General features: G+C 62.2%; 25 protein-coding genes. 14 read left to right on the top strand and 11 right to left on the bottom strand.

The features are described 5' to 3' along the window. Nucleotides 1-61: 61 nt before the first annotated feature. The gene (locus tag M3I54_RS33275) at nucleotides 62-919 is read right to left on the bottom strand and encodes a PA4780 family RIO1-like protein kinase (RefSeq protein ID WP_254343532.1); all 858 of its coding nucleotides are present in this window, start codon (nucleotides 917-919) and stop codon (nucleotides 62-64) included. Between the two features lie 225 nt (nucleotides 920-1,144). Further along, nucleotides 1,145-3,112, bottom strand: coding sequence for a potassium transporter Kup (locus tag M3I54_RS33270; protein ID WP_254343478.1), 1,968 nt, complete (start codon nucleotides 3,110-3,112; stop codon nucleotides 1,145-1,147). Nucleotides 3,113-3,546: 434 nt separating this feature from the next. Here M3I54_RS33270 and M3I54_RS33265 point away from each other — a divergent pair, with 434 nt between their 5' ends. The 7 genes from M3I54_RS33265 (at nucleotide 3,547) to M3I54_RS33235 (ending at nucleotide 12,323) form a co-directional block, all read left to right on the top strand. Continuing rightward, nucleotides 3,547-3,642, top strand: coding sequence for a potassium-transporting ATPase subunit F (locus tag M3I54_RS33265; protein WP_254343476.1), 96 nt, complete (start codon nucleotides 3,547-3,549; stop codon nucleotides 3,640-3,642). Beyond that, the gene (gene kdpA / locus M3I54_RS33260) at nucleotides 3,639-5,447 is read left to right on the top strand and encodes a potassium-transporting ATPase subunit KdpA (protein WP_254343474.1); all 1,809 of its coding nucleotides are present in this window, start codon (nucleotides 3,639-3,641) and stop codon (nucleotides 5,445-5,447) included. Before M3I54_RS33265 ends, kdpA begins: the two co-directional genes overlap by 4 nt. A gap of 13 nt (nucleotides 5,448-5,460) precedes the next feature. Next, a complete protein-coding gene (kdpB, locus tag M3I54_RS33255) occupies nucleotides 5,461-7,611 on the top strand; it encodes a potassium-transporting ATPase subunit KdpB (protein WP_302059246.1) in 2,151 nt (716 codons plus the stop codon). Between the two features lie 3 nt (nucleotides 7,612-7,614). Continuing rightward, nucleotides 7,615-8,196: a potassium-transporting ATPase subunit KdpC gene (gene kdpC, locus M3I54_RS33250; RefSeq protein WP_254343472.1), complete on the top strand. Its 582-nt coding sequence runs from the start codon at nucleotides 7,615-7,617 to the stop codon at nucleotides 8,194-8,196. Between the two features lie 82 nt (nucleotides 8,197-8,278). Continuing rightward, the gene (locus M3I54_RS33245; RefSeq protein ID WP_254343470.1) at nucleotides 8,279-11,086 is read left to right on the top strand and encodes a sensor histidine kinase KdpD; all 2,808 of its coding nucleotides are present in this window, start codon (nucleotides 8,279-8,281) and stop codon (nucleotides 11,084-11,086) included. Between the two features lie 16 nt (nucleotides 11,087-11,102). Beyond that, the gene (locus tag M3I54_RS33240; RefSeq protein WP_254343468.1) at nucleotides 11,103-11,804 is read left to right on the top strand and encodes a response regulator; all 702 of its coding nucleotides are present in this window, start codon (nucleotides 11,103-11,105) and stop codon (nucleotides 11,802-11,804) included. Nucleotides 11,805-11,906: 102 nt separating this feature from the next. Then, nucleotides 11,907-12,323 (top strand): universal stress protein, encoded by a 417-nt coding sequence (locus M3I54_RS33235; protein WP_254343466.1) that lies wholly within the window; start codon nucleotides 11,907-11,909, stop codon nucleotides 12,321-12,323. Nucleotides 12,324-12,347: 24 nt separating this feature from the next. Here M3I54_RS33235 and M3I54_RS33230 read toward each other — a convergent pair whose 3' ends face one another. From M3I54_RS33230 to M3I54_RS33220, 3 genes are all read right to left on the bottom strand, one after another. Continuing rightward, entirely contained in the window at nucleotides 12,348-13,592 is a 1,245-nt protein-coding gene (locus tag M3I54_RS33230; RefSeq protein ID WP_254343464.1) for a sodium:proton antiporter, read from the bottom strand. Nucleotides 13,593-13,965: 373 nt separating this feature from the next. Further along, nucleotides 13,966-14,760, bottom strand: a complete 795-nt coding sequence (locus M3I54_RS33225) for a DUF2182 domain-containing protein (RefSeq protein ID WP_254343462.1) — start codon at nucleotides 14,758-14,760, stop codon at nucleotides 13,966-13,968. Between the two features lie 45 nt (nucleotides 14,761-14,805). Continuing rightward, a complete protein-coding gene (locus M3I54_RS33220; protein WP_254343460.1) occupies nucleotides 14,806-15,408 on the bottom strand; it encodes a DUF1326 domain-containing protein in 603 nt (200 codons plus the stop codon). 163 nt (nucleotides 15,409-15,571) lie between these two features. Between M3I54_RS33220 and M3I54_RS33215 the strand changes: the two genes are divergently transcribed. Continuing rightward, complete coding sequence (locus tag M3I54_RS33215; RefSeq protein WP_254343458.1) at nucleotides 15,572-16,009, top strand: hypothetical protein; 438 nt, start codon at nucleotides 15,572-15,574, stop codon at nucleotides 16,007-16,009. 86 nt (nucleotides 16,010-16,095) lie between these two features. On the opposite strand, the gene M3I54_RS33210 is transcribed toward M3I54_RS33215, so the two are convergent. Together M3I54_RS33210 and M3I54_RS33205 are read right to left on the bottom strand one after the other, a co-directional pair. Continuing rightward, the gene (locus M3I54_RS33210) at nucleotides 16,096-16,938 is read right to left on the bottom strand and encodes a hypothetical protein (RefSeq protein ID WP_254343451.1); all 843 of its coding nucleotides are present in this window, start codon (nucleotides 16,936-16,938) and stop codon (nucleotides 16,096-16,098) included. Between the two features lie 401 nt (nucleotides 16,939-17,339). Further along, nucleotides 17,340-17,813, bottom strand: coding sequence for a hypothetical protein (locus M3I54_RS33205; protein ID WP_254343449.1), 474 nt, complete (start codon nucleotides 17,811-17,813; stop codon nucleotides 17,340-17,342). A gap of 50 nt (nucleotides 17,814-17,863) precedes the next feature. On the opposite strand from M3I54_RS33205, the gene M3I54_RS33200 reads away from it, so the two are divergent. After that, the gene (locus M3I54_RS33200) at nucleotides 17,864-18,388 is read left to right on the top strand and encodes a hypothetical protein (RefSeq protein WP_254343446.1); all 525 of its coding nucleotides are present in this window, start codon (nucleotides 17,864-17,866) and stop codon (nucleotides 18,386-18,388) included. 17 nt (nucleotides 18,389-18,405) lie between these two features. Here the strand turns inward: M3I54_RS33200 and flhC are convergent, their stop codons facing one another. Then, entirely contained in the window at nucleotides 18,406-19,104 is a 699-nt protein-coding gene (flhC, locus tag M3I54_RS33195; RefSeq protein ID WP_254343444.1) for a flagellar transcriptional regulator FlhC, read from the bottom strand. A 25-nt stretch (nucleotides 19,105-19,129) separates the two neighbouring features. Here flhC and M3I54_RS33190 point away from each other — a divergent pair, with 25 nt between their 5' ends. Together M3I54_RS33190 and M3I54_RS33185 are read left to right on the top strand one after the other, a co-directional pair. Then, a complete protein-coding gene (locus tag M3I54_RS33190; protein WP_254343441.1) occupies nucleotides 19,130-19,348 on the top strand; it encodes a hypothetical protein in 219 nt (72 codons plus the stop codon). A gap of 185 nt (nucleotides 19,349-19,533) precedes the next feature. Beyond that, nucleotides 19,534-20,466 carry a tyrosine-protein phosphatase gene (locus tag M3I54_RS33185; RefSeq protein ID WP_254343440.1) on the top strand — a complete coding sequence of 311 codons (933 nt, stop codon included), beginning with the start codon at nucleotides 19,534-19,536 and terminating at the stop codon, nucleotides 20,464-20,466. 48 nt (nucleotides 20,467-20,514) lie between these two features. Here M3I54_RS33185 and M3I54_RS33180 read toward each other — a convergent pair whose 3' ends face one another. The 3 genes from M3I54_RS33180 to M3I54_RS33170 all read right to left on the bottom strand — a co-directional run bounded on the left by M3I54_RS33180 (nucleotide 20,515) and on the right by M3I54_RS33170 (nucleotide 23,602). Further along, nucleotides 20,515-21,828, bottom strand: coding sequence for an ATP-binding protein (locus M3I54_RS33180; protein ID WP_254343437.1), 1,314 nt, complete (start codon nucleotides 21,826-21,828; stop codon nucleotides 20,515-20,517). 4 nt (nucleotides 21,829-21,832) lie between these two features. Next, on the bottom strand, nucleotides 21,833-22,600 hold the full coding sequence (locus tag M3I54_RS33175) for a response regulator (protein WP_254343435.1): 768 nt from the start codon (nucleotides 22,598-22,600) through the stop codon (nucleotides 21,833-21,835). Nucleotides 22,601-22,678: 78 nt separating this feature from the next. Beyond that, nucleotides 22,679-23,602, bottom strand: coding sequence for a lysozyme inhibitor LprI family protein (locus M3I54_RS33170; protein WP_254343433.1), 924 nt, complete (start codon nucleotides 23,600-23,602; stop codon nucleotides 22,679-22,681). A gap of 432 nt (nucleotides 23,603-24,034) precedes the next feature. On the opposite strand from M3I54_RS33170, the gene M3I54_RS33165 reads away from it, so the two are divergent. The 3 genes from M3I54_RS33165 to M3I54_RS33155 form a co-directional block, all read left to right on the top strand. Further along, nucleotides 24,035-24,652 (top strand): hypothetical protein, encoded by a 618-nt coding sequence (locus M3I54_RS33165; RefSeq protein ID WP_254343431.1) that lies wholly within the window; start codon nucleotides 24,035-24,037, stop codon nucleotides 24,650-24,652. Nucleotides 24,653-24,737: 85 nt separating this feature from the next. After that, a complete protein-coding gene (locus M3I54_RS33160) occupies nucleotides 24,738-25,556 on the top strand; it encodes a response regulator (RefSeq protein WP_254343429.1) in 819 nt (272 codons plus the stop codon). Nucleotides 25,557-25,747: 191 nt separating this feature from the next. After that, on the top strand, nucleotides 25,748-25,944 hold a 197-nt coding region (locus tag M3I54_RS33155; protein WP_254343426.1), incomplete at its 3' end, for a helix-turn-helix domain-containing protein.

The raw sequence follows: 25,944 nt of genomic DNA, 5'->3' as shown, positions 1-25,944 counted from the left end.
GAGCGGCGACATCCTCGAAGACCTTTACTTTCGGACGATCTTCGGGGGACATCGAGCACGGTTACCGGCCTGCGCTCAGTTCCTGCTGTCGCCGCACTCGCGCCTCCTCCTCAAGGCGTGTCTCTTCGAGTTCCTGCAGCACGCCGTCGAGGTCCACAGGTCGCGTGTCGGCTTCGATGCGACCGGTCAGTTCGGCATCGACATGCAGCTGCCCAGCTTCAAAGAGCGCCCAGATCTCCGTGCCAAAACTCGCGGTGAGTATTTGCGGTGCAAACCGTCCGAAATACGCAGCCAGGTTGTCGACGTCTCGCTTGAGCATCGAGGCCGCTTCGTTGTTGCCGGCTGCGTCGACGGCCTGTGGCAGATCAATGATCACCGGCCCATCCGCTGCCAGCAGGATGTTGTATTCCGACAGGTCGCCGTGAATCACCCCTGCGCAGAGCATCCGGACAACCTGGTTCAGCAGCAGCGCGTGCAGTTCGAGGGCGCGGGCTTCGGTCAGATCGACGTCGTTGAGCCGTGGTGCGACGTCGCCCACCTCGTCGATCACCAGCTCCATCAGCAGCACGCCGTCGGTACAAATATAGGGTTGCGGCACGCGCACACCCGCGTCGGCGAGCCGGAACAGCGCATCGACTTCAGCGTTCTGCCATGACGCTTCCTGCATCTGACGGCCGTAGCGCGTACCTTTTTCCATCGCCCGCGCCTGCCGGCTGTTCTTGACCTTGCGACCGTCCCGATACGACGCGGCTTGCCGAAAACTGCGCTGCTTCGCGTCCTTATAGACCTTGGCGCAACGCGTCGATTCGCCGCTGCGCACGACGTAGACTGTTGCCTCCTTGCCGCTCATCAACTGGCCGATGACTTCGTCGATCAGTCCTTCTTCGAGAAGCGGTGCAAGTCGTTTGGGTATTTTCATGCGATCGTCCGCCGTGAATGGCCCGCTGAGGTATGCGCGACCAAAAAACCGATGAATCGAGCTGCCGGTGCTGGCGGCCGTAAGCTTGCTGCGTGGGAGATGGATGAAGTCATGCCGGATTATAAGGGCGTCCGAAGACGAGCCCATGCAAATCTCCCGGCGACTGTGTAGATGCATTGCGCCGCAGTTCCAGACCGCTCGCTCAAACTGATCGCCGCGGCTCACTCAATCGAGGTCGAGCCTCGCCCCCATCTCGACCACGCGATTAGGCGGCACCCGTAGGTGGGTGGTCGCATCCAGTTCATTCCTGCGCAACAGGATGAACAAACTCAACAGCAACCGCCGGCCGAAGTTCAGGCCCGTGCATACGGTGAGCGATTCGCGCCCGAGGTAAAAGGAGGTGGTCATGGCGTCATACGCTTCTTGTCCGGCTTTCTGCAAGGCTTGCCTGAGGAGTTCCGGCACGTCGAGCGACTCCAGATAGCCGTAGCGACCCACAACGCGAACGAATCCCTGGTCGAAGCATTGCACGTCGAACCGTTCTTCCTGCGGGACGCGCGGGATTTCCTCGGTCAGCAACGTCAGCAGAATCACCCGCCTGTGGAGGACCTGATTGTGCTTCAGATGATGAAGCAGCGTTGTGGGCACCGAGTCACCGGCTGCCATCAAAAACACAGCCGTGCCCGTGACCCTGTATGGTGTGTCTTTCGCGAGACTTGCGATAAAGACGTCAAGCGGCAAGCCCGAATCCCCCCGTGAACGGCGCATTGTCCGTAGCCCAACGAGCCAGGACGTCGATACCAGAAACGTGAGGGCGCCGATCGCCAGTGGCAGCCAGCCTCCGTCCGCAAATTTCAGCGCATTAGCGGCAACAAAAGATGCATCCACCACCATGAAAACCCCGGCGACGAGTGCGACACGCCACACAGGCCACTTCCATCGCACGTGGGCGAAAGCAGCGAACAGCAAGGTTGTAATCGCCATGGTTGTTGACACCGCAATGCCAAAAGCGGCCGCAAGACTGTCTGACGAGCGGAAGAGCAGCACCACGCCGATGGTGCCGGCCATGAGAAGCCAGTTCAGACCGGGCAGGTAGATCTGTCCGGCCGTGCTTGACGAAGTGTGCCTGACTGTCACGCGAGGTGAGAGCCCGAGTTGTGCCGCCTGTCGCGTGAGTGAGAATACCGCAGAGATCAGGGCCTGCGACGCGACGATGGTGGCGAGCGTCGCCAGGACCACCATGGGATACAGCGCCCACGTGGGTACAGTCGAATAGAAGGGCCGCGATGCTGCGCCGGGATCGCGCAGCAAAAGTGCGCCCTGTCCAAGATAGCTGGCAGTGAGCGCAGGCAGTGCCAATCCATACCAGGCCAGACGTATAGGCCTGGCGCCAAAGTGCCCCATATCAGCATACAGTGCTTCGCCGCCGGTCAGGCACAGCACCACGGCTCCCAGCGCGAGAAAGCCCCTGAAGCCGTTGTGCAGGAAGAACGTGAAGCCGTTGATCGGGTTGAACGCTGCAAGAATGCCGGGCGTTCCTGCAATGGACGCGACGCCGAGGATAAAGATCACGACAAACCAGATCGCCAGTATCGGCCCGAATGCCACACCGACCCTGCCCGACCCAAGGGGCTGGACGGCGAACAGCGCCACGAGGATCACTACGGTGATCGGCACGACGTAGTGCGAAAAGGCCGGTGTGGTGACCTCGATCCCCTCGACCGCACTCAGCACGGATATCGCGGGAGTGATGACGCCGTCGCCATACAGCATGGCTGTGCCGAACATCGCGAGGAACACCCAGCGTAGTGCAGCCTTCCGTGTTTCGCGTCCCGTACGCTCGCCTACCAGTAGCGCCAGGAGTGCCAGCAATCCGCCTTCGCCATGATTGTCGGCCTGCATCAGCACGAGAACATACTTGACGCTCACCATCAGGATGAGGGACCACAGAAAGAGCGAGACGATCCCCACCACGTTTTCGGGCGTCGCCGCCACACCACGCGCGCCATTGAAAGCCTCCTGCAATGCGTACAGCGGACTCGTTCCGAGGTCACCGAAAACGATACCGAGCGCTGCGAGTGCCAGCGATGCCAATGCGCCGGCGCCGAGCGCTGAGGGTGGCGCATGTGGAGGACTTGTGTTGTTCTCGCGCTGGCCAGCCGGATCGACGCTGGTGTTAGTTGGGTTCGACATGTTGGCTAAGGTCGTGTGGTTTGAATCACTGCAAATCGCAGCCATCGGTACGCGGATTTTGCATCAGTTCCGCGACGCCGTCGCTCGTAGCGTAGGTCACACGAGAAGGATTTTGCAGGCGATTCCGTCATATCGAGACCAGGACCCGATGAATTAAACAGCTTACGCGATCGACCCAGGTGACGCACCGGCCAGGGAAGCGTCGACGGCCACCTTTCCCCATGTCTTCGATATTTACACCTTTTTTATTTGGCCTTGCCTAGGCTAGACAAGGCCAGTGGAAGGGGCTGACTTCACGTCGTGATTTCCGATCCGTTGCGGGGAATCAATATGGACCTGATCTACATTGCCGGCATTGTGGTCTTCGTCGGACTCAGTGTCGCGCTTGTCATTGGTTGCGAGAAGCTTTACGGGCATGCACCGGGAGGCCGGCCATGACCGCATGGATGATCTGGCTCGCCGCCGCCGCGACGCTTCTCCTGCTCGTGTACCTCGTGTACGCGCTACTGCGCGCGGAGGAGCTCGAATGAATTCCTACAACTTACTCCACGTCGTGCTTTTCATCGTCGTCCTGACTGCTGTCGCCATTCCGCTTGGTCACTACATGACTTCGGTGCTCGACGGCTCGTCTGTCGTCGTGCGCAAGATCGGCCGGCCTGTCGAGCGTTCCCTGTATCAGCTTGCTGGGGTGGATCCGGATGCCGAGATGTCGTGGAAGCAGTACGCGTTCGCGGTGCTGCTGTTCAACGCGCTGGGCGCATTGGCGGTGTATGGCTTTCTGCGCCTGCAGCAATGGCTGCCTGCGAACCCGCAGGGATTCGGTCCGATGACGCCCGATGCTGCCTTCAACACGGCAGTGAGCTTCATTACCAACACGAACTGGCAGAACTACACGCCGGAAACGACCGTCAGCTATCTCACGCAGATGACGGCGCTCGCCGTGCAGAACTTCCTTTCCGCAGCGACCGGGATTGCCGTGGCCGTCGCGCTCATCCGGGGGTTTGCCCGCCATACGACAAAGACGATCGGCAATTTCTGGGTCGACCTGACGCGCTCCACGCTGTACATCCTCATGCCAATATCGGTTGTCATCGCGCTGGTGTTCGTGAGTCAGGGGGCGATCCAGAACTTCAGGGCATACGTGGACGTACCGACGCTCCAGGTCACGACCTACCAGGTGCCAAAGACCGATGCACAGGGCAACCCGCTCAAGGATGCAAAGGGCAACCCCGTGATGCAGGACATGAAGGCGGATAAGCAGACGATTGCGATGGGGCCGTTGGCGTCCCAGGAAGCGATCAAGATGCTTGGCACCAACGGTGGCGGCTTTTTCAATGGCAACTCCGCGCATCCCTATGAGAACCCGACGCCGCTGGCGAATTTCGTCCAGATGATCGCCATGCTGTGCATTGGCGCGGCGCTGTGCATCGTCTTTGGCCGCATGGTCGGCGACAACCGGCAAGGCTATGCCGTGCTTGCGGCCATGACCATCGCATTTGCGATTGGATGCTGGGGTGAGATCTCATCCGAGCAGGCGGGCAATCCGTTGTTCACCTCGTTGCACGTCGACCAGACAAGGTCGCCGTTGCAGACGGGCGGCAACATGGAAGGCAAGGAAGTGCGGTTCGGTATTGCCGACTCCGGCATCTTCACGGTCGCCACCACGTCAGCATCGTGCGGCGCGGTCAACAACATGCACGACTCGCTCACGCCGATGGGCGGCTTCGTCCCGATCCTGATGATGCAGCTGGGCGAGGTCGTCTACGGCGGCGTAGGTTCCGGGCTTTACGGGATGCTGGTATTCGCGCTTCTCGCGGTGTTCATTGCCGGTTTGATGATCGGGCGCACACCTGAATATGTCGGCAAGAAGATCGAATCTTACGAGATGAAAATGGTATCGATCGCGGTCCTCATCATGCCGCTGATCGTGCTCGTCGGCGCGTCGATCGGCGTGCTGTCACCGCTGGGCACCGCGGGTATCTCCAATCCCGGCCCGCACGGATTCTCCCAGATTCTCTACGCATTTACCTCGGCCGCGAACAACAACGGCAGCGCGTTTGCTGGGCTTTCCGTCAATACGCCGTTCTATAACGTGCTGCTGGCAATCGCCATGTGGTTTGGCCGGTTCGTCCCGATGGTTGCGGTGCTCGCCGTCGCGGGCTCGCTCGCCGAAAAGAAGCGCATCGGGGTGACCGAAGGGACCTTACCCACGCACGGCCCGCTGTTCGTCGTGCTGCTGCTCGGGGCCGTGCTTCTGATCGGCGCGCTGACGTTCGTGCCTGCGCTTGCACTTGGGCCCGTTGCCGAACATCTGTCGATGATTGCAGCTCACTGAGTATGAGGAAAGCATGACTACGTCCAGTCAACCTCCTGCCCATCGTCCCGACAATCTTGGCCAGGCGCGCACGGCCGCACGGTCGATGTTCGACCCGGTGCTCGTGAAGCCCGCGATCGCCGAGTCCTTCAGAAAGCTCAAGCCGCGTACGCAGCTGCGCAATCCCGTGATGTTTTGCGTGTACGTGGGCAGTATCCTGACGACGATACTCTGGTTTGCCGCGCTCGCGGGTCAGGCCGAGGCGCCGGCGGGCTTCATCCTCGCCATTGCCCTGTGGTTGTGGTTTACCGTGCTCTTTGCCAACTTTGCGGAGGCGCTTGCCGAAGGCCGCTCCAAGGCACAGGCAGCATCGCTGCGCAGCGCGAAGCACAACGTGATGGCGAAAAAGCTCAACGACTCCCATCCGAAATCGCCCGTCACGGTCATGGCCTCCACCGATCTGAGGAAAGGCGATGTCGTGCTGGTCGAGACGGGCGACACGATTCCGGCTGATGGCGAGGTCATCGAGGGCGTCGCGTCCGTTGACGAATCGGCCATTACGGGCGAATCCGCGCCGGTGATTCGCGAATCGGGAGGTGATTTTTCGTCGGTGACGGGCGGCACGCGCGTGCTGTCGGACTGGATCGTCGTGCGGGTCTCGGTCAATCCCGGGGAGGCATTCCTTGACCGGATGATTGCAATGGTCGAAGGGGCCAAACGTCAGAAGACGCCAAACGAGATCGCGCTGACGATCCTGCTGGTGGCGCTGACCCTCGTGCTGCTGTTCGCCACGGCGACGTTGCTGCCGTTTTCGATCTTCTCCGTTGCGGCCGCACAGGCGGGCCACGTCGTGACCATCACGGCCCTCGTGGCCCTGCTGGTGTGCCTGATTCCCACCACCATCGGGGGACTGCTTTCGGCGATTGGCGTCGCCGGCATGAGCCGGATGATGCAGGCGAACGTGATCGCGACGTCGGGGCGTGCTGTCGAGGCGGCTGGCGACGTCGACGTGCTGTTGCTGGACAAGACGGGCACCATCACGCTGGGTAACCGGCAGGCGTCGACCTTTGTACCGGCTCCGGGCGTCTCTGAACAGGACCTCGCCGACGCAGCGCAACTGGCGTCGCTCGCCGACGAAACGCCGGAGGGCCGCAGCATCGTCGTGCTCGCAAAGCAGCGCTTCAATATCCGGGAGCGCGACATGAGCGCGCTGCACGCCACGTTCCTCGGCTTCACGGCGCAGACGCGGATGAGCGGCGTCGACCTGCCGGAGCGCGAGATCCGCAAGGGTGCGTCGGATGCGGTGAAGTTGTATGTCGAGGCCCATGGCGGTCGCTATCCGGGAGAGGTCAACAATGCGGTGACGGATGTCGCGAGACGCGGGAGTACGCCGCTGGTGGTCGCCGAGAAGCCGGGTGGCCACGGCACTGGCGAAGGTGGTCCGGCACGCGTGCTCGGCGTGATCGAGCTGAAGGATATCGTCAAGGGTGGCATCAAGGAGCGTTTTGCCGAACTCCGCAAGATGGGCATCCGCACGGTCATGATCACCGGTGATAACCGGCTCACGGCCGCAGCCATTGCCGCTGAAGCCGGCGTCGATGACTTCCTCGCCGAAGCGACGCCGGAAGCCAAGCTCAAGATGATCCGCGAGCATCAGACGGCCGGGCGTCTCGTCGCGATGACGGGCGACGGCACCAACGACGCGCCCGCGCTCGCACAGGCTGACGTCGCGGTGGCAATGAACAGCGGCACGCAGGCGGCGAAGGAAGCGGGCAACATGGTCGACCTCGATTCGAACCCGACGAAGCTGATCGAGATCGTCGAGATCGGCAAGCAGATGCTCATGACGCGCGGCTCGCTCACGACGTTCTCCATTGCAAACGATGTTGCGAAATACTTTGCGATCATTCCGGCGGCGTTCGCTTCCACTTATCCGAATCTGCGCGTGCTGGACGTGATGCACCTGACCTCCCCGTCGTCGGCCATCCTGTCGGCAGTCATTTTCAACGCGCTCATCATCGTCGCGCTCATCCCGCTCGCGCTCAAGGGTGTCCGGTATCGTGCACTCGGCGCCGCGGCTGTCTTGCGCCGGAATCTGCTGATCTATGGCCTTGGCGGAATCCTCTTGCCATTTCCGTTCATCAAGCTGATTGATGTCGTGCTTGCCGCATTTGGATGGGTCTGAACCATGAACAATTATCTGCGCCCCGTGCTGGTCCTATTTGTTGTGCTGACGGTGATCACGGGCGGAATCTATCCGCTCGTGGTGACGGCGGTGTCCCAGGCCGTGTTTTCGCGGCAGTCCAACGGCAGCCTGATCGAGAAGGACGGCAAGCCGGTCGGCTCCTCGCTGATCGGCCAGCAGTTCGACGCGCCGTACTATTTCTGGGGCCGCGTATCGGCGACGACGCCGAATCCTTATAACGCACAGAATTCCGGCGGCTCGAACCTCGGCCCCACGAATCCCGCGCTCGCCGACGAAGTGAAGGGGCGCATCGCGGCGCTGCATGACGCCGATCCATCGAACACGATGCCTGTTCCGGTGGATCTCGTGACTTCGTCAGGCAGCGGGCTGGACCCTGACATCACACCGGCTGCGGCGGCGTATCAGGCCGCGCGCGTGGCGAAAGCGCGGGGACTGCCGCTCGACCAGGTCGACGGACTGATCGCGCAGCACACCTCTGGACGGCAGCTCGGCATATTCGGTGAGCCGCGCGTGAATGTGCTGACGCTGAATCTCGCGCTCGACGAGATCAAGCCGATGCGTTGAGGTTCTGCTGGCGCGGCGTGACCTGGCCAACGCGCGTCCCTCCGACAGTACGACAATGGGATGACTCGCAAGGAGACGTGCGATGAACCGGCCCGATCCCGACGAACTGCTGGACCGGATGCAGCGTGACGAGGAGAAAAGCCAGCGAGGACGGCTCAAAATTTTCTTTGGTGCATCGGCCGGCGTCGGCAAGACGTTTGCGATGCTGCAGGCCGCGCGTCGCCGCAAGGACGAAGGTGCCGACGTCGTCGTGGGGATCGTCGAAACGCATGGGCGCAAGGAGACGCTCGCACTGATCGAAGGCCTGGAGGTCATCGCACCGGCGCGCATTGAATATCGCGGCCGCCTGCTAGCCGAATTCGATCTCGACGCCGCGCTCGCGCGCAAGCCGCAGCTGATCCTCGTCGACGAACTCGCGCATTCGAACGTCCAGGGCAGCCGGCATCTGAAGCGCTGGCAGGACGTGCAGGAACTGCTGGATGTCGGCATCGACGTGTTCACGACGGTCAACGTCCAGCATCTCGAGAGCCTGAACGACGTGGTCGGGCAGATCACGGGCATCCGCGTGTGGGAGACGGTACCCGACCGCGTGTTCGATCTCGCCGATGAGGTGACGCTGGTCGATCTGCCGCCTGAGGAACTGCTTGACCGGCTGCGCGAAGGCAAGGTTTACATGCCGCAGCAGGCGGAGCACGCGGTCCGCAATTTCTTTCGCAAGGGCAATCTGATCGCGCTGCGCGAACTCGCGTTGCGCCGCACGGCTGACCGCGTCGATGCGCAGATGCGCGAATACCGCGCCGATCAGTCGATCGAGCGGATCTGGCAGGCGCGCGAACGCATCATCGTGTGCGTCGGCGCGGGCCAGGAGAGTAGCAATCTCGTGCGTGCGGCGGCGCGCCTCGCTTCGAATCAGAAAGCGGATTGGCTGGCAGTCTACGTTGAGACGCCGAAGCTTGCGCGGCTGCCTGATGCCATTCGTAAGCGCACGCTCGACGCGCTCAAGCTCGCGTCCGAGCTGGGTGCGGAAACGGTCACGCTGCAGGGCGACGAGGTCGCGCCGACGGTGCTGGCTTACGCTCGCATGCGCAACGTATCGAAGCTGGTGGTGGGCGCGTCATCTGTGAGGGGATGGCGCGCGCGCCTCAGTCCGTCCGTCGCACAGCAGATGGTCTGGTCGGCGCGCGATATCGACGTCACGGTGGTCAACTCCGGCGCGGTGCGCGAAGCCGCCGAGCGCCACGATGCGGTGAGGGGGTTTGCTGGGCCCGCTATGGGAGCGCGCCGCTCCGCACCGGTGCCTTACGCCTACGCAGTCGCGATCTGTGCGGCCATTACTGCGATCGCGGGCATGCTGCTTGACCGGATCGCGCAGACCAATCTCGTGATGCTCTACCTGCTCGGCGCTGTCTTCACGGCCGCACGGCTCGGGCGCGGGCCAGGCGTGCTGTTCTCGTTTCTCGGCGTGGCGGCGTTCGACTTCTTTTTCGTGCCGCCACGCATGTCGTTCACGGTCGCCGACACACAATATCTGCTCACCTTTGCCGTGATGCTGATGACCTCGCTGATGATCAGTCACCTGACGGCGAGCCTCAAGCGTCAGGCGCATCTCGCCACGCTGCGCGAGCGCCGCACGGGGGCCATGTTCGCGATGACGCGCGAACTGGGTGGCGCACTGATGACGGACCAGATCATCGAGATCGGCATGCGTCACGTGAGCGAAGTGTTCCAGGCACATACGGCGATCCTGCTGCCGGATAGCACGGAGAAGGTGCGGCCCAAAGTGGAGAATCCCGATCCGGCGACCACGCTCAACGACGTCGATCTCGATCGCGATATCGCCCAATGGGTCTACGACCAGCAGAAACAGGCCGGTCACGGCACGGAGACCCTTCCTGCCGCGACGGCGCTGTACCTGCCGCTCAAGGCGCCGATGCGCACGCGCGGCGTGTTCGCGTTGCTGTCCGAACGGATGGCAGAGTTTGCCGTGCCCGAGCAGCGGCGCATGCTCGACACCTTCGTCGCGCAGATCGCGCTCGCGCTCGAACGGGTGCACTACGTCGAGATCGCGCAGGACGCACTGGTCAGCATGGAGTCGGAACGACTGCGCAACTCGTTGTTGTCCGCGATTTCCCATGACTTGCGCACACCCCTCACGGCGATCGTGGGTTTTGCATCGGTGCTTGCCGAGCAGGGCGCTGCCGTGACAGGCGGGCCACGGGCACAGGAGCTTTCGGAGGCGATCCGCGAGGAGGCACTGAGGATGAATGGGCTCGTCGTCAATCTGCTCGACATGGCGCGTCTCGAGGAAGGCAGCATGCGGCTGAACCGGCAGTGGTCGTCGATCGAGGAGGTGATCGGCTCCGCGCTGGCCGGCTACCGGCGCATGCTGGGCGAACGCAAGGTTCAGGCACGTGTGCCCCCGGATATCCCGCTTGTGCAGTTCGACGCGGTACTCGTCGAACGGCTCTTCGCGAACCTGCTCGAGAACGCGGCCAAATATACGCCCGCCGGGACACTGCTAACCATCGATGCGTCCATGTTGCAGGATGAGGCACACCGGTACGTGCGGGTCGAAGTCTCGGATAGCGGGCCGGGTCTGCCTGCGGGAATGGAATCACGGGTGTTCGACAAGTTCACCCGTGGTGAGAAGGAATCGGCACTCCCGGGCATTGGTCTGGGGCTTGCCATCTGCCGCGCGATCGTCGAGGCGCACGGGGGCAGGATAGGCGCGTCAAACCGCACCGATATGAGCGGTAAAGTGCTCGGCGCCTGTTTCTGGTTCATGTTGCCTGCGGACGAGACACCACCCGCGGAAACCGAAGTCCCGGAGCTTCCCGAAACGGGCACGTTCCAGAGCCGGTCGCCAAACGTCTCCCGTAGTACGTCGTGAATTGCATATGAATGTCATGAGCGATCCGACCGTTACGGTTGTCCTGATCGAGGATGACAGGCAGATTCGCCGGTATGTGCGAGCCTCGCTTGAAAGCGAGGCGATGCGCGTATTCGATGCCAGCACCGGGAAGGAGGGTCTCGCCATCACCGCCATCGCCAGGCCGGACCTGGTGATTATCGATCCGGGTCTGCCGGATATTGATGGTGTGGACGTGATCCGGCAACTGCGAGCCTGGTCCGCTGTGCTGGTCATTGTGCTGTCGGCACGCTCCCGGGAAAAGGACAAGGTGACGGCGCTCGACGCAGGGGCTGACGACTACGTGACCAAGCCGTTCGGCATCGCCGAATTGCTGGCACGAATCCGGGCGCACCTGCGCAGGCAGGATCGCTCCGTGATGCCGGATTCGGCCAGGGTGTCGTTCGGCGCGGTGACGGTCAATCTGGCGGCCAGGTCGGTGCAGCGCGACGGCGAGACGATCCATCTGTCACCCATCGAGTATCGCCTGCTGGTCACGCTCATTCGTCATGCGGGCTGTGTGCTGACCCATCGCCAACTCCTGGAGGAGGTTTGGGGACCCGCCCATGCGCAAAACGCGAACTATCTGCGAATCTATATGGCGCACCTGCGCCAGAAGCTCGAAGGAGATCCGGCCCGACCCGAGCATATTGTGACGGAGACCGGGGTTGGATATTGCCTGGTCGGCGTAGGATGTTGATGAGATTTTTATACGTCGCTCCTTTACTTTTACGTCATCCTGGCGAGGTCCGTGCTTCAATCAAGCTGAGAATGACGAATTGGTGTGGACTGGAGGTTGGCTGTGCTGAAACTGCTTATTCCCGTGCTCGGTGCCAAAGGGGCAACTGAAGCGGCGCGTCACGGAGCGTTCCTGTTTGCCGAGCGATGCGTATCCGAGGTTGAGATCGTCGAAGTGCTCGACGATGTGGCGCAAGGCCGTGCCGTAGCGTTTCATTCACCGGCAGCGTTGCACAGGCGGGAGAAACAGGCAGCACTCGATGCGCTCATGCAGACGCGGGCGATTCTGGATGCCGCTGGCGTCCCGTACACATGGAAACGCGTGTTCGGGCCGGCGGAGCGGACCATCGCGCAGTGTGCAGAGAAGGGGCATGCGGATATTGTGGTGCTTGACGCAAGCCACCTCGGGTTCTTCCACAAATGGACCGTCCTCGCCAGGTTATGGCGCCTGACTTCAACCCCGGTCACGATGCTCCACTGACATCTTCGCCGCACCCACGTAACGTCACACGACCCGCAATCGCCGCAGTAGCGCTGTCATCGTGGTGCCCTGAACGAAGATTGAAAAGGCGACCACGGCAAAGGACACCGTAACGATTTCCTCGCGACGCGGCACGCCGGGCGGCAAGCCCATCGCGAGCGCCAAAGCCAGCGCACCTCGCATTCCACCCCAGAACAGGATATGTTGATGCCGCACGTCGATGCGCAGCGATGAGCGCGCGAAAAGCATGCAGCACGGGTAGACAGCCACAGCGCGGGCCAGCATCACGACTACCACGGCGATGCCGATCGAAGCCCACACCGTTTCGTACTCCCGTTGAACCTGCTGAATGCCAATGAAGAGAAAGATGAACGAATTCGCGGAAAATACCGCGTATTCAAGTACGTTCTCGACGGCTTCGCGGCCTCTCTTCGTCATCGGATTGACCGCGTTGCGCGTCCCCATCACGAGGCCTGCAACCAGCGTTGCCAGCACCCCCGAAAGATGAAGATTCTCGGCGAGCAGAAACGAGCCATAGGCCGCGATCATTGCAAACGCAATCTCGACCAGGTGATCGTCGGTACGGTGTAGCAGCGACAGCGCAACGTTGCCAATCAGCAAGCCGCAAAATACCGAACCGAGAAGCACGATGCCGGAGATCCTCAGCACGTCGATCGGATGAACGTGCGCGCCGCCAACGAATGCCAGCACAACGCGAAAGCCTGCCGCGGCCGTGCCGTCGTTGAACAGGCTTTCTGCCTCCATCAAATTCCTGAAGCGCCCAGCCACGCCGGCTTCCCTGAAACTTGCAAGGACAGAGACTGGATCCGTGGCGGCGATCAACATGCCGAAAAGAAGGCCCGAAATCCATTCCCAATGCAACAGGTAATGCATGCCCATTGCCGCCACGCCAGCCGACACGAGCACTCCGACGAAAGCTAAGGTCTGGACTACGGCAAAGTCCCTGCGAATTTCACCCCAACGCATGTGAAACGCCGCTTCGAAAATGAGTGGCGGTAGTAGAACGTTGTAAATGAAATCCTCGTTGAGGGGGATAACGGGAAATCGGGAAGACGCCAGGAAAGAGAGGACGATGCCAGCGATGACCAGACCGACGCTGTACGGCATGTGCAAGCGCCGCACGAGCATTGCCACCAATGCCGAAACGAGCAACAGGACTTCGAAGAGGCCGACGTTAAAGTCCATCCGGACGGCTCCGGTCGAGGATGCAATAGGTTCGCTGCGGCTGGCCCGATCTCGCCAACGCATTGCGTTGTTGGGCGAATCCCGCAGTATAGGCGTTGCGCTGCAGGGCTCGGACGACGCGGACATCAATCCGCAGCCTGTTCATCGCGAGGGATGACGATAGGCGTTGGGATGGTGTCCATAGGTCGTCGGCCAGTGGTGGACAACGATCGCAATGGAGGCCCGTCGCGTCGGACGCATATCGACCCGCAACTGCCCTTCGGCTGCGTGAATTGAATGACCGAGGCTTGGCATGAGGCGGACGGTCACAAAATGGCACATACCGACCCCAAGCGACGGTCTTGCTTCGGTAGAAGCGGCCCCCGACATGGGGCACCAGGGCAACGGTTCTAATACAATTGACAAGCATCGACACCGGAAATCGCAGTCAGGCCGATTAGGCCTGCCGAAGACCGTTCACTACGATCAACGCCGCCCACCCTAGCAGGGCGGCGCCCAACGGCGTGCTCAATCTGCGTCCTTGAGGCAGATTTTTCTCAGCCGACATCACCGCACCGAGCGCCAGCATCCATCCAATGCTGCCGGTGCCGACGGCAAACATCAGGCACATCAGCGTCCAGCAACATCCGACGCAAAACAGGCCGTGACGTATCCCGAGCAGGAAACTGTTCCGACGAACGTTGCCGCCGCGCCACTGCTCGCTGACAAACATCAGCGGCGACCGGCACTTGTCGAGACATCGATACTTGAGTGAACTGAATTGATACGCGCCTGCGAGCCCCAAGATTGAGGCACCGACGATCCACCCATGCCAAACCAGCCACGGTGTTTGCCGTACCACTTCGTGCAGGCCGGCATCGCTTGCATGGGCAAGCAGGCCGAAAGCGCCCCACACGGATAGATAACCGAGCACCACGAGCAGCAGCAGACGCTTTCGGTCCGGGCGTGCGGCTGTCAACCTCTCGAATATCTGCAGCAACGGCAGCATTGTCGGTAGCATCATCGCCACGATCATCAATAGCCACGCAGCGGCATGCAGCACCGCCGGAATGATCGTGAGACCCGCAGGGGCCACGCTGCACAGCCCGGCCAAGCCAGTTTGAGACCAGTCGACGCGATGCAGGTAGCGCGCGTACGGACTGCTGTCCCATACCCATAGGGTGAGCCACGCCGCGGCGATCAGCGTGACTGCCAGCGGCACGAACAGACGGGGGTGCGAAGCCGCGCTCATTGCGATGCCCAGGCGGTATGCCAGCGACTGCGTTTGCGAGGTGCATCACGCCTGGAATGTGAAATACCCCTGAATGGCGTTATGCCCGCTCAGATCGAGGTCGATGCCGAGCTTCTGGTCCTGCATCCGGAACGTGCTGGCCTTGCCGACGAATGCAGGAGAGCCAGGAATCGTCGAGAAAATGCTTTCGACCAGTTTGGTCGGCTCGCCAGTGGGTCCAAGATAAGGTTCGAGTTCGGCGTAGGTGGTGTTACCGACCTTGAGAGTGCCTTTGCCATCGCGCACATCGAAATCGATCGCGGCACGTTCGATCGCCACGATGTCGCCGAACAGTTTGCCAAAGTCGGCTAGTGGGCCGCCCCGCTCACCCCGGTAGACGCTGGCGAGCGCCTCGAATTGGGCATCGCTGGCACGTTCATCGACGAAAATGATCACCCGCCAGTTGCCTTTCAACACGTTGCCCGGGATGAAGCAGGCAAGCGCGATCGTCAGTCCCGATACATCCACGTCGTCCACCGCGCCCTTGTCATAGTGATACGCGACTGTCGACCTGCACGTGCCGTTGTCGGGATCTTCGCCGATCCAGCACGGGCAAAGCACCTTGCACTCGCAGACTTCCAGTATGCGTCCCTCCAGGCTGTAGCTCATGATGACCTCCGCTGTTGTGATTCCCCGGACATGATCGGTACCGGACTTTAAATATATGCACCGCGCGCCGACGTGGGGATGCACCGATGAAAGAAAATCCTGTCCCGTCGGCGCAGCGTCTTGCACGGATTCGTGGTTCGCCGTGCTTTTACGCCCGCCTGTCATGCTGACTTTCCCGACGCAGCACAACCAGTGCGATTCCTCCGAGGATTCCTGCCGAAGCCAACACGATCACATCGACTTCTGCGGCGACGATATTGTGCCTAATACCTCGTTCAGCCAGGTTGTGACGTGGAAAAGCATGGCCTTCAGCACGACTAGCGCGAATACTGGCGCGCGCCGAAGCATGGGGCCAACGGCGCCGCAGCACCTTTTCCCGAATAATCCGGGAACGCAAATGTTCACGATGCTCGACGGCTCCTATTTCCTGGGCAGCATATTGGCCACGGTCGGATATAACTGGGACGATATGCAGGACACCCGCTTTGGGATCGTGAAGGTGCCGTCCATGCGGGACAGCAAGGCCGGTTTTCCGGGTCTATTGCTATTTTTTTTGGGATCTATTGTGCAAGGACACCTGGGGAAGCGGACGTGGGTGTAGACATAGGGATGAGAATATTGAACGTTGTTCAATATTCTCATCGTTCACAAATTCTCTGCAAGTACTGCCCTCGGGGGCGGGAAGGATCAGTGATGCCAGAAGAGAGGATCCTGGCGAGAACGGCTGTCGCCCGCCTGCGCATACTGGCTTTCCCATGGCCACGCCCGGCCATTGTGCTTTCCGGCGCCCGGCCGGCGCTCGGCGCTGGCGAGCGTGAGCAGGCGCCTCGCTTCGCGGCTCGACGCGTCGACATTCACGGCATGCCTCGCGTCTTGCCGCACACAAGCCCATTGGCGCTCGTGCTCGCATTGCCGTGCCTGGCCGATCAACGCGTCACGCTGCTGCTCGCGGGCGACGAGGTCGGCTTGCATCTGCTGCGCGTCGGGGTTGCCGGGCTCTACGGCGAGCGCACTCGTGAGCGCCCTGCGAGCGGGCCAAAGGTTGTTCTTGTCGAGATTGAGGCGCGCGCTGGCCAGATTGCTCGCGACGCCGGGATGCGCACTCGCATAGCGCGGCGCGGCGGGCGCGCGTGGGACGGCAGGCGCATTCTCCTGGGCGACGCGGTGCTGCGCCGCGCTCCCACGCGGCAGGACGGCGGGCGGCCGGCTAGCCAGCGCGGCAAGTGTGCCCCGAGTGGCCTGAGTGCCCTGTGTGGCCTTCGCACCGCTCACGGACCCCACGACCACCTGTGCGCCGAGCTTCGGCTCCCATTCGCTGCGATGCAGGAACGCATAACCGCTGAGTGCAATCGCGAGCGCGCCGAGACCCGCCCATGCATAGCGCGGCAGCCGCGTCCGCTCGGCGACGTGTGCCTCGTCGATCGAAGGGTACTCACCGTCGTAGGCCCGATTGCCGCCAAGGCCACCCGGGAGCGCGCCCAGGTTTGCGCGCAGGCGCTCGGCGACCCCGTGCGCGCGTTCGTCGGGCACGGGGTCGCTCGCGGCTGCGATGCGGGCGGCAGCAGCCAGTTGATTGGCTCCGCATTGGGGGCAGAGTGTGAGCGGTAGATTGAACCTGGTCCCGCAGTAGGGGCACTCCGACGGACCAGAATCGTCGTGACCAGGGGCGTTGAGCATGGGACGAGCGTGCTTTCGCTTCGATTGACGAAATGCTGCGAAATCGGTGCCTGATTTGCGCACTCATTCGAATATGGGCCACTTCGGTGCGAAGATCAATCGGCGGATTCCGCCAGTTTGGCGGATACGGACAGGCGATGCGCCAACGCGTGGCGCCTGCCTTATGGCTTCACGCAGCCGATGATCGTGGCGATTGCAGGGGCATCCAGCGTCAAGCCGATGTGCCCCGCGCCGGGCATTGCGACGCAGTGCGCTCAGATAAACAGGGAAATGATGCCGCCCAGCGTGATGCCCGCTGCGATCCAGCGCCCCAGCGTATAGGTGTGGTTCGGGTCGGCGGGCGTGTCGGGACGCTCGAGCCCTAGCGCGCCATAAACGAGCGATTTCACGGGTTGCGCGTTGGCCGGCGTCGATGTCGCGTCGGTTGCGCTGGCGGCGTCGCTCGTGTCGCTCGGGTCCGTTGCATCGCTGGTATCGCTCGCGTCCGTTGCATCGCTCGCGTCGGTCGCGGCGTCGTCGCTGTCTGCGGTATCGTCAGTGGATGAGGCAGCATAGCCTTGCTGCGAAATCTGCACGGCATCGTCCTGCGATGTGGGCGACGCGACGTTCGTCGAATCGTCGCTCGACTGCGTGCCGTCCTGTTCTGCCTGGTCTGAAGCCGCGCCCGCACGGAGTGTGTTCGTGTTGGCGCTGCTGTTGGCGAACTGTGTCGCCGCCCCGATTTGCATGGTCGACTCCTTTCGACTTTCTTATGCCCACAATAATCGCAGGTCCGGAGGTGAAACGAGCCACGAATAACGCAGAAAAATTCGCGATATTCCGCGGCCAATTCTTTTACCCAGCCTGCGACAATATCGGTATCCGTAACATCGTGCGCGTATTGCCCCGCGACGACCGCGTGATCCTCCCCACCCGCAAGAAGAAGTACACCTCGACGTCGCATGTGGATGAAGTCTCAGCGCCTCACAAATCCGGTCACGTTCGCGAAGAGGCGAGCTTGAAGCGCCCGTCACGCCGCGAGATTTTCGAGGCGCTTTATCGCACGCACTATCTGCAAGTCCACACGCGCCTGCCCGATGCGCTCGAGCGCGATCAAAACGACGACTATTCGCAAAGCGGCGCGCAGATCGCCTGGGAGATCTGGCAGGCCGCCCACTCACACGCTATCGAGCTTGCGGCGCAGCAATGCGAACTTCTCCAGAATCGGCACGTTCATCAGGATCACAAAGCAATCTGCCGGATTTGCGCGTGCAATATTCGCGCTCTGCAGGCGGATGCAGAGCGCGATGAGGATGTGAGGTGAGGAACGTCTGCTTTCGCTTAGACGGGAACCGAAGCGACCAGGCGCAAGCGGTTCGCTGAACGCTTCGGATCGAGGGCGCGCGTGACTTCGGCGAGCGTGTCGCGCATGGTGCCCGATAGCTCGCCCAGCGCTGCTGCGGCGCGGCCTCGCGTGGCGGAGGTGGACGCCGGGGTGTCGGTTTCCGTATTGCGGCTCGCGCGTGCGGCGCGCGTCATGCCGGCGCGCGCGGGCGGCATGCAAATGCAGCAGGCGGTGGGCTTGTGTGCGTCGCGCACGTGGCGCACGAAACGGCCTGAGCAAACGGTGCAGCTCGACAGCGTGAGCAGGCCGCCTTCGAAGAAGCGCAGCAGCGTCCACGCCCGCGTGAAGCTCAATACGCGTTCGGTTTCGGCGCTTTCGCAGTGCTCGAGATAAAGGCGGTACGCCCGCGTGAGGGCATCGAGCCGACTGCATTTCGCTCTATCCGTGAGGAAAAGATAGATGTTGTAGAAGAGCGACGCATGAATGTTCGGCAGCCACGTGAAATACCAGTCCGCCGAAAACGGCAACATACCCTTGGGCGGCGAAGCATTCTTGAGTTCCCGATAAAGTCTGATCAAACGATTGCGCGAAAGCGTCAGTTCTTTTTCGAGCACAGGCATGCGTGCGCCCAGCTGGATCAGCTCGATTGCGCGCAGCACTTCACGCGCTTCTTCGGTCACACTGCCTTTGTACATGACGTAGTACTCCCAGGGGCAGCCGATGACTGCCACGACGGCCAGGCGAATGCCTGAATTCACGGGCGATTATAAAAGCGCGACAAAGAGCGTCAAGAATAATATTTGGAAAGGACTTGGAGGATCTATAAAGAAAATGCCCCGTGCAGCCGATATTCAAGCATGGATTGAAGCGGGAAATAACCGCGCATTAGCACCAGAATTACCTGTTGTGTGTAAATGGAAAGGTCCGGTAAGAATATAAATAGAAACCGGCGGAGAATGTCAGTGCGCAATGCACCGGAAGTCGGAAAGAATTATTACGGTGTTTTGCGCTTTTACCTATTCAGGCGCATCTGCCGGTAAACTGCGCCCTTTCCGAACGCATGCGACGCGCGACGTTGCAGCGGCCCGCTCGAACTGCGGGTTCCCAACATTAGCTGCCAACCGATGAATTTGCCTTTCTCCGCCTACACTTCTTCGTTCGCGCAGGCGCGTAAGCGTTTGCCTGTGGCCGCGACCGGCAACTTCAACCGCAGTGGCGGCGGCGCAGTCGCCAACCCGCCGCGCCGCGCGCTGCTCAAGGGCACGGTGAGCTTGCTTGCGCTGAGCGGCTGCGCCAGCACGTTGCTGAGTGCGTGTGGCGGCGAATACACCGGAGGCGACGGCGCGCAGGACGCGCCGACGCCCGTCATCGGTTCCGTCGCGAACTTCCGTGATCTGGGCGGCGCTGCACCGGGCTACTCGACGAGCGACGGCGCGCACGTGCGCCGCGCCTTGATTTACCGCTCCGACGCGCTCTCCCCGAACGCAGCCGACGCCGCGACGCTTGCGCGCATGGCGCTTTCCAACGTCTACGATTTGCGCACGCCTGCGGAAATCGACGCGGCGCCCGACATGACACCCGCCACGGCCAGTTACCTCGCGCTCAATGTGCTGGGCACGCTCGAGCGGCCGTCGTTCGCTGGAATGCTGGCCGGCGAACTGGATGCGGCGATGCAAACGCATTGGCGCACGCTCGTGACTGGCCGCATGCAATGTTCGATCTACGGCGCGCTGCTCGAACATATCGCGGACGCGCCGGGGCCGCTGTTGATCACGGCTGGGACAGGCGTGGACGTGGTGGGCTGGGCGTGCGCGCTGTTGCTACTGATCGCAAACGTGCCGCTCGAAATCATCGTGAAGGATTTCATGCTGACCGATGCGTGGCGCTCAACGGGCGTGGATTCGGTCAACGTGTCGCCGCCCGTGCAGGCCAGCTATCTGCAGGCCGCGTTCGACGCGGTGCAGGGAAGCTACGGGGACCTCAACCGCTATCTCACCGTGGGCCTCGGCCTTGCGTACGATACGGTGAATCGCCTGCGCGGCCGGCTCGTGGTCTGAGCGGCGCGCAGCGAAGAATCAACGGGCAATCGGAGGGCCATAAAGGACTTACCCAGCGGCCCGTGCATCGGCCGGTAGCGCGATACGCACGCGCAGCCCGCCTTCGAGGTGATTGGACAACTCGCAGCGGCCACCCTGATTGCGCGTGAGGCGCGTCACGATGGCGAGCCCCAGCCCGCAATGGCCTTCGCCGCCGCGCGCTTCGTCAAGGCGTACGAAGGGTTTGATCGCCGAGGCCACGCGCTCCGGTGGGATGCCGGGGCCATGATCGCGCACTTCGACGATCCACTGCGCGCCTTCGCGGCGCGTGGCGATTTCCACGGGCGGTACGCCATGCTCGAGCGCATTGTCGACGAGATTCGACACGAGCCGGTCGAGCAGCGTGCGCGGCAGCCGAAACGCCGAGCCCGCGCACAGATCGAGCCTGATGAGGGCATCGTGGTCGTCGCCGGCATCGGAAAAGAACTGCTCGCGCAGCAGCGCATCGACTTCCACTTCGGGACCCGATTCGGGCCGCTGCCGCGCAAATTCCAGAAACTGCTGGACGATATCGTTGAGCGAATCGACTTCGCGGATGAGCTGTTCGCGCTCGCGCTCCGAGCCCATCATGCTCGCACGCAGTTTCAGGCGCGTGAGCGGTGACTTGAGATCGTGAGCGACGCCCGCGAGCATGACGGCCTGATCGTCGTCGGCTTCGTTGAGCTGCTTCATCATGCCGTTGAACGAGCCGATCAGTTCGCGCAATTCGCGCGGCCCGTGCTGCTTGACGGGCGCGGGACGATGGCCGGTGCCGAACGCGCGCGCGGCCTGGGCTACGAGCGAAAGCGGCCGCTGCATTTGCCACATGGCGAGCAGCGCGAGAAGCAGCGAGATGGCGAGCATCGAACCGAACAGCGGCAGCAAGTTGCGCGGCGGCGGCAGATCGACCGGCGCGACGATCCACGTGGGCTGGCCCGCGAAACGCACCCACAGGGCTTCGCGATGGCGCAGGTCGGCGAGAATCTCGGTGCCGGGCGGCAGGTCGCGCAGAAGTTGCTTGCGCAAGTCGGCGAGCGGCTCGCGCATCGGCACTTCGAGCCGCACGTCGGCGGGCATGTTCCACGTGGGCACGAGATGCACGCGCAGGGCCGGCGCGAGGTCCATTTCGTTGGGGGGCGCGCTGGGTGCCGCGCTCGTCGCCGTACCGGGTGCCGCGCTTGTCGCGGCATGCAGCATGAGCAGCAGACCGCGCTCGAAGCCTTCCACTTCGTGGCGGCGCGGCTGCGGCGCGAACACGATGAACCAGCATGCCTGAATGGCGAACAGCAGGAGCGCGGACATCAGCGCCATGCGCCCGAACAGCGTATTCAACGGATTGTTCATGCAATTACGCGTTCAGGCTGCGGCCGCTGTCGTCTGCTGTGGGAGTGTCGTTGTCGCCTTCAATGCCGGCCCCGCTCTGCGGCACGAACACGTAGCCCTTGCCGCGCAGGGTCTGCACGTAGCGCGGCTGTGCAGGATTGTCTTCGATCACGCGGCGCAAGCGCCAGACCGGTACGTCGAGACTGCGCTCGTTAAATTCCAGGCCGTCTGCGTGGAGCAGGTCGTGAATCAGCACGCGTGAAAGCACGCGATACGGATGCTCCGTGAAAATCTTCAGGAGCACGAACTCACTGCTGCGCAACGGTATGCGCTTGCCGTCCCGTTCGAGCGTGCGCGCCATGAAATCGAGCTCGAAGGCGCCGAAGCGGTAGCGTTCGCGCGCCACGGGTGCGCCCGCGGGTCCGTTGCCGCGCCGGCGCAGCACGGTCTGGATACGCAGCAGCAGTTCGTGGGGATCGAAAGGCTTGGCTACGTAGTCGTCCGCGCCCAGCGTAAGACCCGCAATGCGGTCGCCCACTGTGCCGCGCGCAGAGGCGAAGATCACCGGAATGTCGTCACCTTGCGCGCGCAGGGCGGCAAGGGCACGCAAGCCGTCGGTGCGGGGCATCATGACGTCGAGCACGACGACCGATGGCCGCTCGCGTTCCAGCCGCGCGCCGAGATGCGTGCCGTCGTGGAGGACCGAGGCTTCGAAACCATTGGCTCGAAGAAAGCCGGAGAGGAGATCGCGCACGACCGGATCGTCGTCGACGATGAGAACGTGTGGACTCATCGCCGTATTTTATTTGATATCGACAACCGGCAGAACAGCGCGCGACCGCAGATTTCTTGCCGTAGCTTACATGGCCCCTTACTTCATGGCGACGGCGCCTTGCTCGATGGACGCTTGCGTAGCGTGCGCGGGTTCCGTCGACGCGACGGATGCGCAGTTGAGTGCGCTCACGCCCTGCTGTACGCTCGGCTGGTCCGCCGGCTTTGCGGCTGCTTCGGTGGCCGCGGGGCTCGCGGGCTGAGCGGGCGGCGTGTCGATGGACGCCATGCCTGCCGCTTTGGCGAATGCCGAGTTCGCGCCAGCCATTTTCGCGGTCATCGCGGAGACATCACCGGACGGTGCGGCATCCTTCGTGGGCAGGCGATGGGCGTGCGCTTGCGCGAGCCGCGTCTGGCGCGCGTCAGCGGCCACGCCGCTCGGCATCTTTTGCAGGTGCAGCGGCGCATTGGGTTCGGCAGCCGCGGCCTTCGCGCCTGCTTTCTTCACGCTTTTCGCGCTGTCTGCAGAGGGTGTGGCCGCTGCGCTATCGTCCTTCGGCGCGGGCGGGATGCCGTGCATTTCGAGCACGGCGTCCTGTGCCGACGGGGCCAGGTGCTGGTCCACGACGCCTTCCTTCACGCGGCGGACGGCAGCCTGCTTGCCGTGCTTGAGATCGCCTTCGAGTTCGGCGATACGGCGGTCGTACCAGTCCGTGACGCACGCCTTGTCTTTGCAGTTGTGCTGGCGCCATTGCCACTGGCTCACGCGGTCGGCCTCGAGCGCGGTCGTGTCGGTGGTCGTGTCGAACGCGCTGCGATAGAGCGCGGCCAGTTTGTCGTCGAGCGCGGAGAGCGTCGGATCGTTGCACACGAGCCGCTCGGAAGCGGACGCGTTATGCGGGCAGTGAAAGCTTGCAGCGTGTGCGAACGGCGAGCCAGCGAGCGACGCGAACAGCGCGATCGCAGCAGCGTTCAGGCCGCGCTTGAAGAAGGGGGCGCGACGGATTTTCGGTTCTCGGTTCATGGCAGCCATGATCATGTTGAAATAGCAGGAGAAAGACAGGTGCAGCGTGTGGCTCGTCCGGCGTCGCAAAGATGCGAGGCGCCGCATTGAGAACTGCAGTGAGAACGATAGCGCGGCGGTGCATCCGCAATGTCTCACTCAGCGGGGAGAATGCAGGAGCGCTTACGAAACATTACACGCGCAGCCGAGCCCGGTAATGACCCAAGGTCGTCGACCGCTTGTGGTGCGCGCCTTTGCGTTGAAAAAGCGCGCACGATCGCCGTTCAACTCCTTACCGAGCGGGAGGTTTTTGAAGAAGTGGAAAGTGGCATTCAACATTGACCGATGTCCCGGCTATCGCGCGTATCGCTTTGCACCGATCATGCGTGGCAAGTCCTGCCGGGAACGTGTCATGTTCCGCGCAGCCCATCAACGCATCGGGTATCCGCTCCCATGCCACATGAAATCGCGTCATACGTCAGCCGTGCGAGCGCGCGCACGGTGAAACTCGGCGCCGCATGCGCCGCATGCGCCGCATGCGCCGCGGCGCTCGCGCTCAACGGTTGCGCATGGACGCTCATCACTGCGGCCGACGCGACTGGCTCCGTGATTCAGGCGGGTTACGCGGTCGCGTCAAATTACTCCTCGCCTAAATTCGTGTCGGGCCGGCCGGTCAATCTCAGTTCGATCTGCATCGAGAACAATCCCATGGTTACGTCGGGAGACTTCGTGCCCTCGTTGCAGCTCGTGCTCTCTCAGCGCGGCGTGACTTCGGACGTCTATGGCGCCGGAACCGAGCCGGTGAGTTGTGAAGGACGGCTCGTGTATAACGCATCGATCGAATTCGGCAAGCCGACGTTCAGCGACGAAAGCCGGGCCTATCTTTCGACGATCAACCTGACGATCTTCATGCATAACCATATTGCCGTTACGGGGCGTTACGAAGTGCGCGGCCTCGGCACCGACCGCTATTCGAGCGCGGCGGTGAAGCTCAAGGGGCTGTTGGACAGTATGGTGATCGACCAGACGCAATTGGGCAATTCGTTCCAGTCCGCTTCGAGCGACCAGTAAACCTGGTATCCCGCGCGAGGCGCGGGAAAGGATTGGTAAGGCTGCGGGCTTGTACCGGCTCGTTCTCGTCCCTTACGATTTACGCATGGCAAACAATATCTTTCTCGTCGACGACGATCCGGTCGTGCGCGACGTCACGGCCGAATATCTGCAGATGCGTGGCTTGACTGTCACGACACTGCCATCCGTGCGCGCGATGCAGGAGCGGCTGCGCTCCGAGCGGCCGCAGGTTGTCGTGCTCGATATCATGATGCCGGACGTGGATGGCATCAGCGCGCTGCGCGCCTTGCGCGAAAGCGGCGACGACTTGCCTGTCATCATGCTAACCGCGCGCAACGAAGTGATCGACCGCGTGCTGGGCCTCGAATTCGGCGCCGACGACTACGTGGGCAAGCCGTTCGATCCGGGCGAGCTTGTGGCGCGCATTCGTTCTGTCATGCGCCGGCGCAGCATTTCGAACCTCACGGGCGCGCCGGAGAGCCGGGAATCGTTTCGCTTTGGCCCTTTTGAACTCGATTTCCGTTCGCGGGAGCTGTATCGCGACGAAGTCCGCATGCCGCTGCGTTCTAGCGAATTCGCGTTTCTCAAGCTGTTCGTCAATCACTCGATGACGATTCTTTCACGCGAGCGCATTATCGAAATCGTGTATGGGGAGGCTGGGCGGTATCGGAACCGTAGTCTCGATGTCGCGATCTGGCGTTTGCGGCGGCTCATAGAAACCGATCCTTCTGAGCCGCGCTATCTTCAGACGGTGTGGGGGCACGGGTATGTGTTTGTGCCGGATGGCGAGGTGGGGTTTGCCGAGCGGTTTGGTGAGCATGCTGCTCGGGAGCCGGCCGGTGAAGCCCGCAGCGAGTATGGCGATGAGTTTGAAGGTGAAATTCCTGAAGGTGAGGAAGACTGAGCGTCTTTGTGTGCGGTTTTAAACCATTGGCATTTCCTTGTTTTTGCGTCGGTCTGCCTGGGTTGCCCCTGTGCGGGGCGGCACCTACTTTTCTTTGCAGCGGCAAAGAAAAGTAGGCAAAAGAAAGCCGCTCAAACCGCTAGTCCATTGCGTCATTGAAAAAGCACCTTATTTGGTATTCAATGAAACACATGGAAAAGATGAACTTAACCACGCTTGAGCGCAAACAATTGCTGTCGGCGGCTCGTAGTCAAACGGTGCGCGCAGCAGACACGCGGCGTGCCCGGTTGATCCTGATGCTTGACGACGGAGAGACACGTGAGGCGATCATGCAGCGGCTGCGCTGTGACTCCCGCTTCATTAGCCGTTGGTCGAGCCGGTTTCTGGC

The sequence above is a fragment of the Paraburkholderia sp. CNPSo 3274 genome, assembly GCF_024206475.1.
Lineage (GTDB): Bacteria > Pseudomonadota > Gammaproteobacteria > Burkholderiales > Burkholderiaceae > Paraburkholderia.
Note: the sequence above shows the minus strand (reverse complement) of the source record. Positions and strands in the feature narration are given on the sequence as shown.

Bases quoted from the DNA above. Each gene is read 5' to 3' on its own strand.
- M3I54_RS33275 (WP_254343532.1), bottom strand. From the start codon at position 919: ATGAAAATACCCAAACGACTTGCACCGCTTCTCGAAGAAGGACTGATC.
- M3I54_RS33270 (WP_254343478.1), bottom strand. From the start codon at position 3,112: ATGTCGAACCCAACTAACACCAGCGTCGATCCGGCTGGCCAGCGCGAG.
- M3I54_RS33265 (WP_254343476.1), top strand. From the start codon at position 3,547: ATGACCGCATGGATGATCTGGCTCGCCGCCGCCGCGACGCTTCTCCTG.
- kdpA (WP_254343474.1), top strand. From the start codon at position 3,639: ATGAATTCCTACAACTTACTCCACGTCGTGCTTTTCATCGTCGTCCTG.
- kdpB (WP_302059246.1), top strand. From the start codon at position 5,461: ATGACTACGTCCAGTCAACCTCCTGCCCATCGTCCCGACAATCTTGGC.
- kdpC (WP_254343472.1), top strand. From the start codon at position 7,615: ATGAACAATTATCTGCGCCCCGTGCTGGTCCTATTTGTTGTGCTGACG.
- M3I54_RS33245 (WP_254343470.1), top strand. From the start codon at position 8,279: ATGAACCGGCCCGATCCCGACGAACTGCTGGACCGGATGCAGCGTGAC.
- M3I54_RS33240 (WP_254343468.1), top strand. From the start codon at position 11,103: ATGAGCGATCCGACCGTTACGGTTGTCCTGATCGAGGATGACAGGCAG.
- M3I54_RS33230 (WP_254343464.1), bottom strand. From the start codon at position 13,592: ATGCGTTGGCGAGATCGGGCCAGCCGCAGCGAACCTATTGCATCCTCG.
- M3I54_RS33225 (WP_254343462.1), bottom strand. From the start codon at position 14,760: ATGAGCGCGGCTTCGCACCCCCGTCTGTTCGTGCCGCTGGCAGTCACG.
- M3I54_RS33220 (WP_254343460.1), bottom strand. From the start codon at position 15,408: ATGAGCTACAGCCTGGAGGGACGCATACTGGAAGTCTGCGAGTGCAAG.
- M3I54_RS33215 (WP_254343458.1), top strand. From the start codon at position 15,572: ATGCTGACTTTCCCGACGCAGCACAACCAGTGCGATTCCTCCGAGGAT.
- M3I54_RS33205 (WP_254343449.1), bottom strand. From the start codon at position 17,813: ATGCAAATCGGGGCGGCGACACAGTTCGCCAACAGCAGCGCCAACACG.
- flhC (WP_254343444.1), bottom strand. From the start codon at position 19,104: ATGTACAAAGGCAGTGTGACCGAAGAAGCGCGTGAAGTGCTGCGCGCA.
- M3I54_RS33190 (WP_254343441.1), top strand. From the start codon at position 19,130: ATGACTGCCACGACGGCCAGGCGAATGCCTGAATTCACGGGCGATTAT.
- M3I54_RS33185 (WP_254343440.1), top strand. From the start codon at position 19,534: ATGAATTTGCCTTTCTCCGCCTACACTTCTTCGTTCGCGCAGGCGCGT.
- M3I54_RS33180 (WP_254343437.1), bottom strand. From the start codon at position 21,828: ATGAACAATCCGTTGAATACGCTGTTCGGGCGCATGGCGCTGATGTCC.
- M3I54_RS33175 (WP_254343435.1), bottom strand. From the start codon at position 22,600: ATGAGTCCACACGTTCTCATCGTCGACGACGATCCGGTCGTGCGCGAT.
- M3I54_RS33170 (WP_254343433.1), bottom strand. From the start codon at position 23,602: ATGAACCGAGAACCGAAAATCCGTCGCGCCCCCTTCTTCAAGCGCGGC.
- M3I54_RS33165 (WP_254343431.1), top strand. From the start codon at position 24,035: ATGCCACATGAAATCGCGTCATACGTCAGCCGTGCGAGCGCGCGCACG.
- M3I54_RS33160 (WP_254343429.1), top strand. From the start codon at position 24,738: ATGGCAAACAATATCTTTCTCGTCGACGACGATCCGGTCGTGCGCGAC.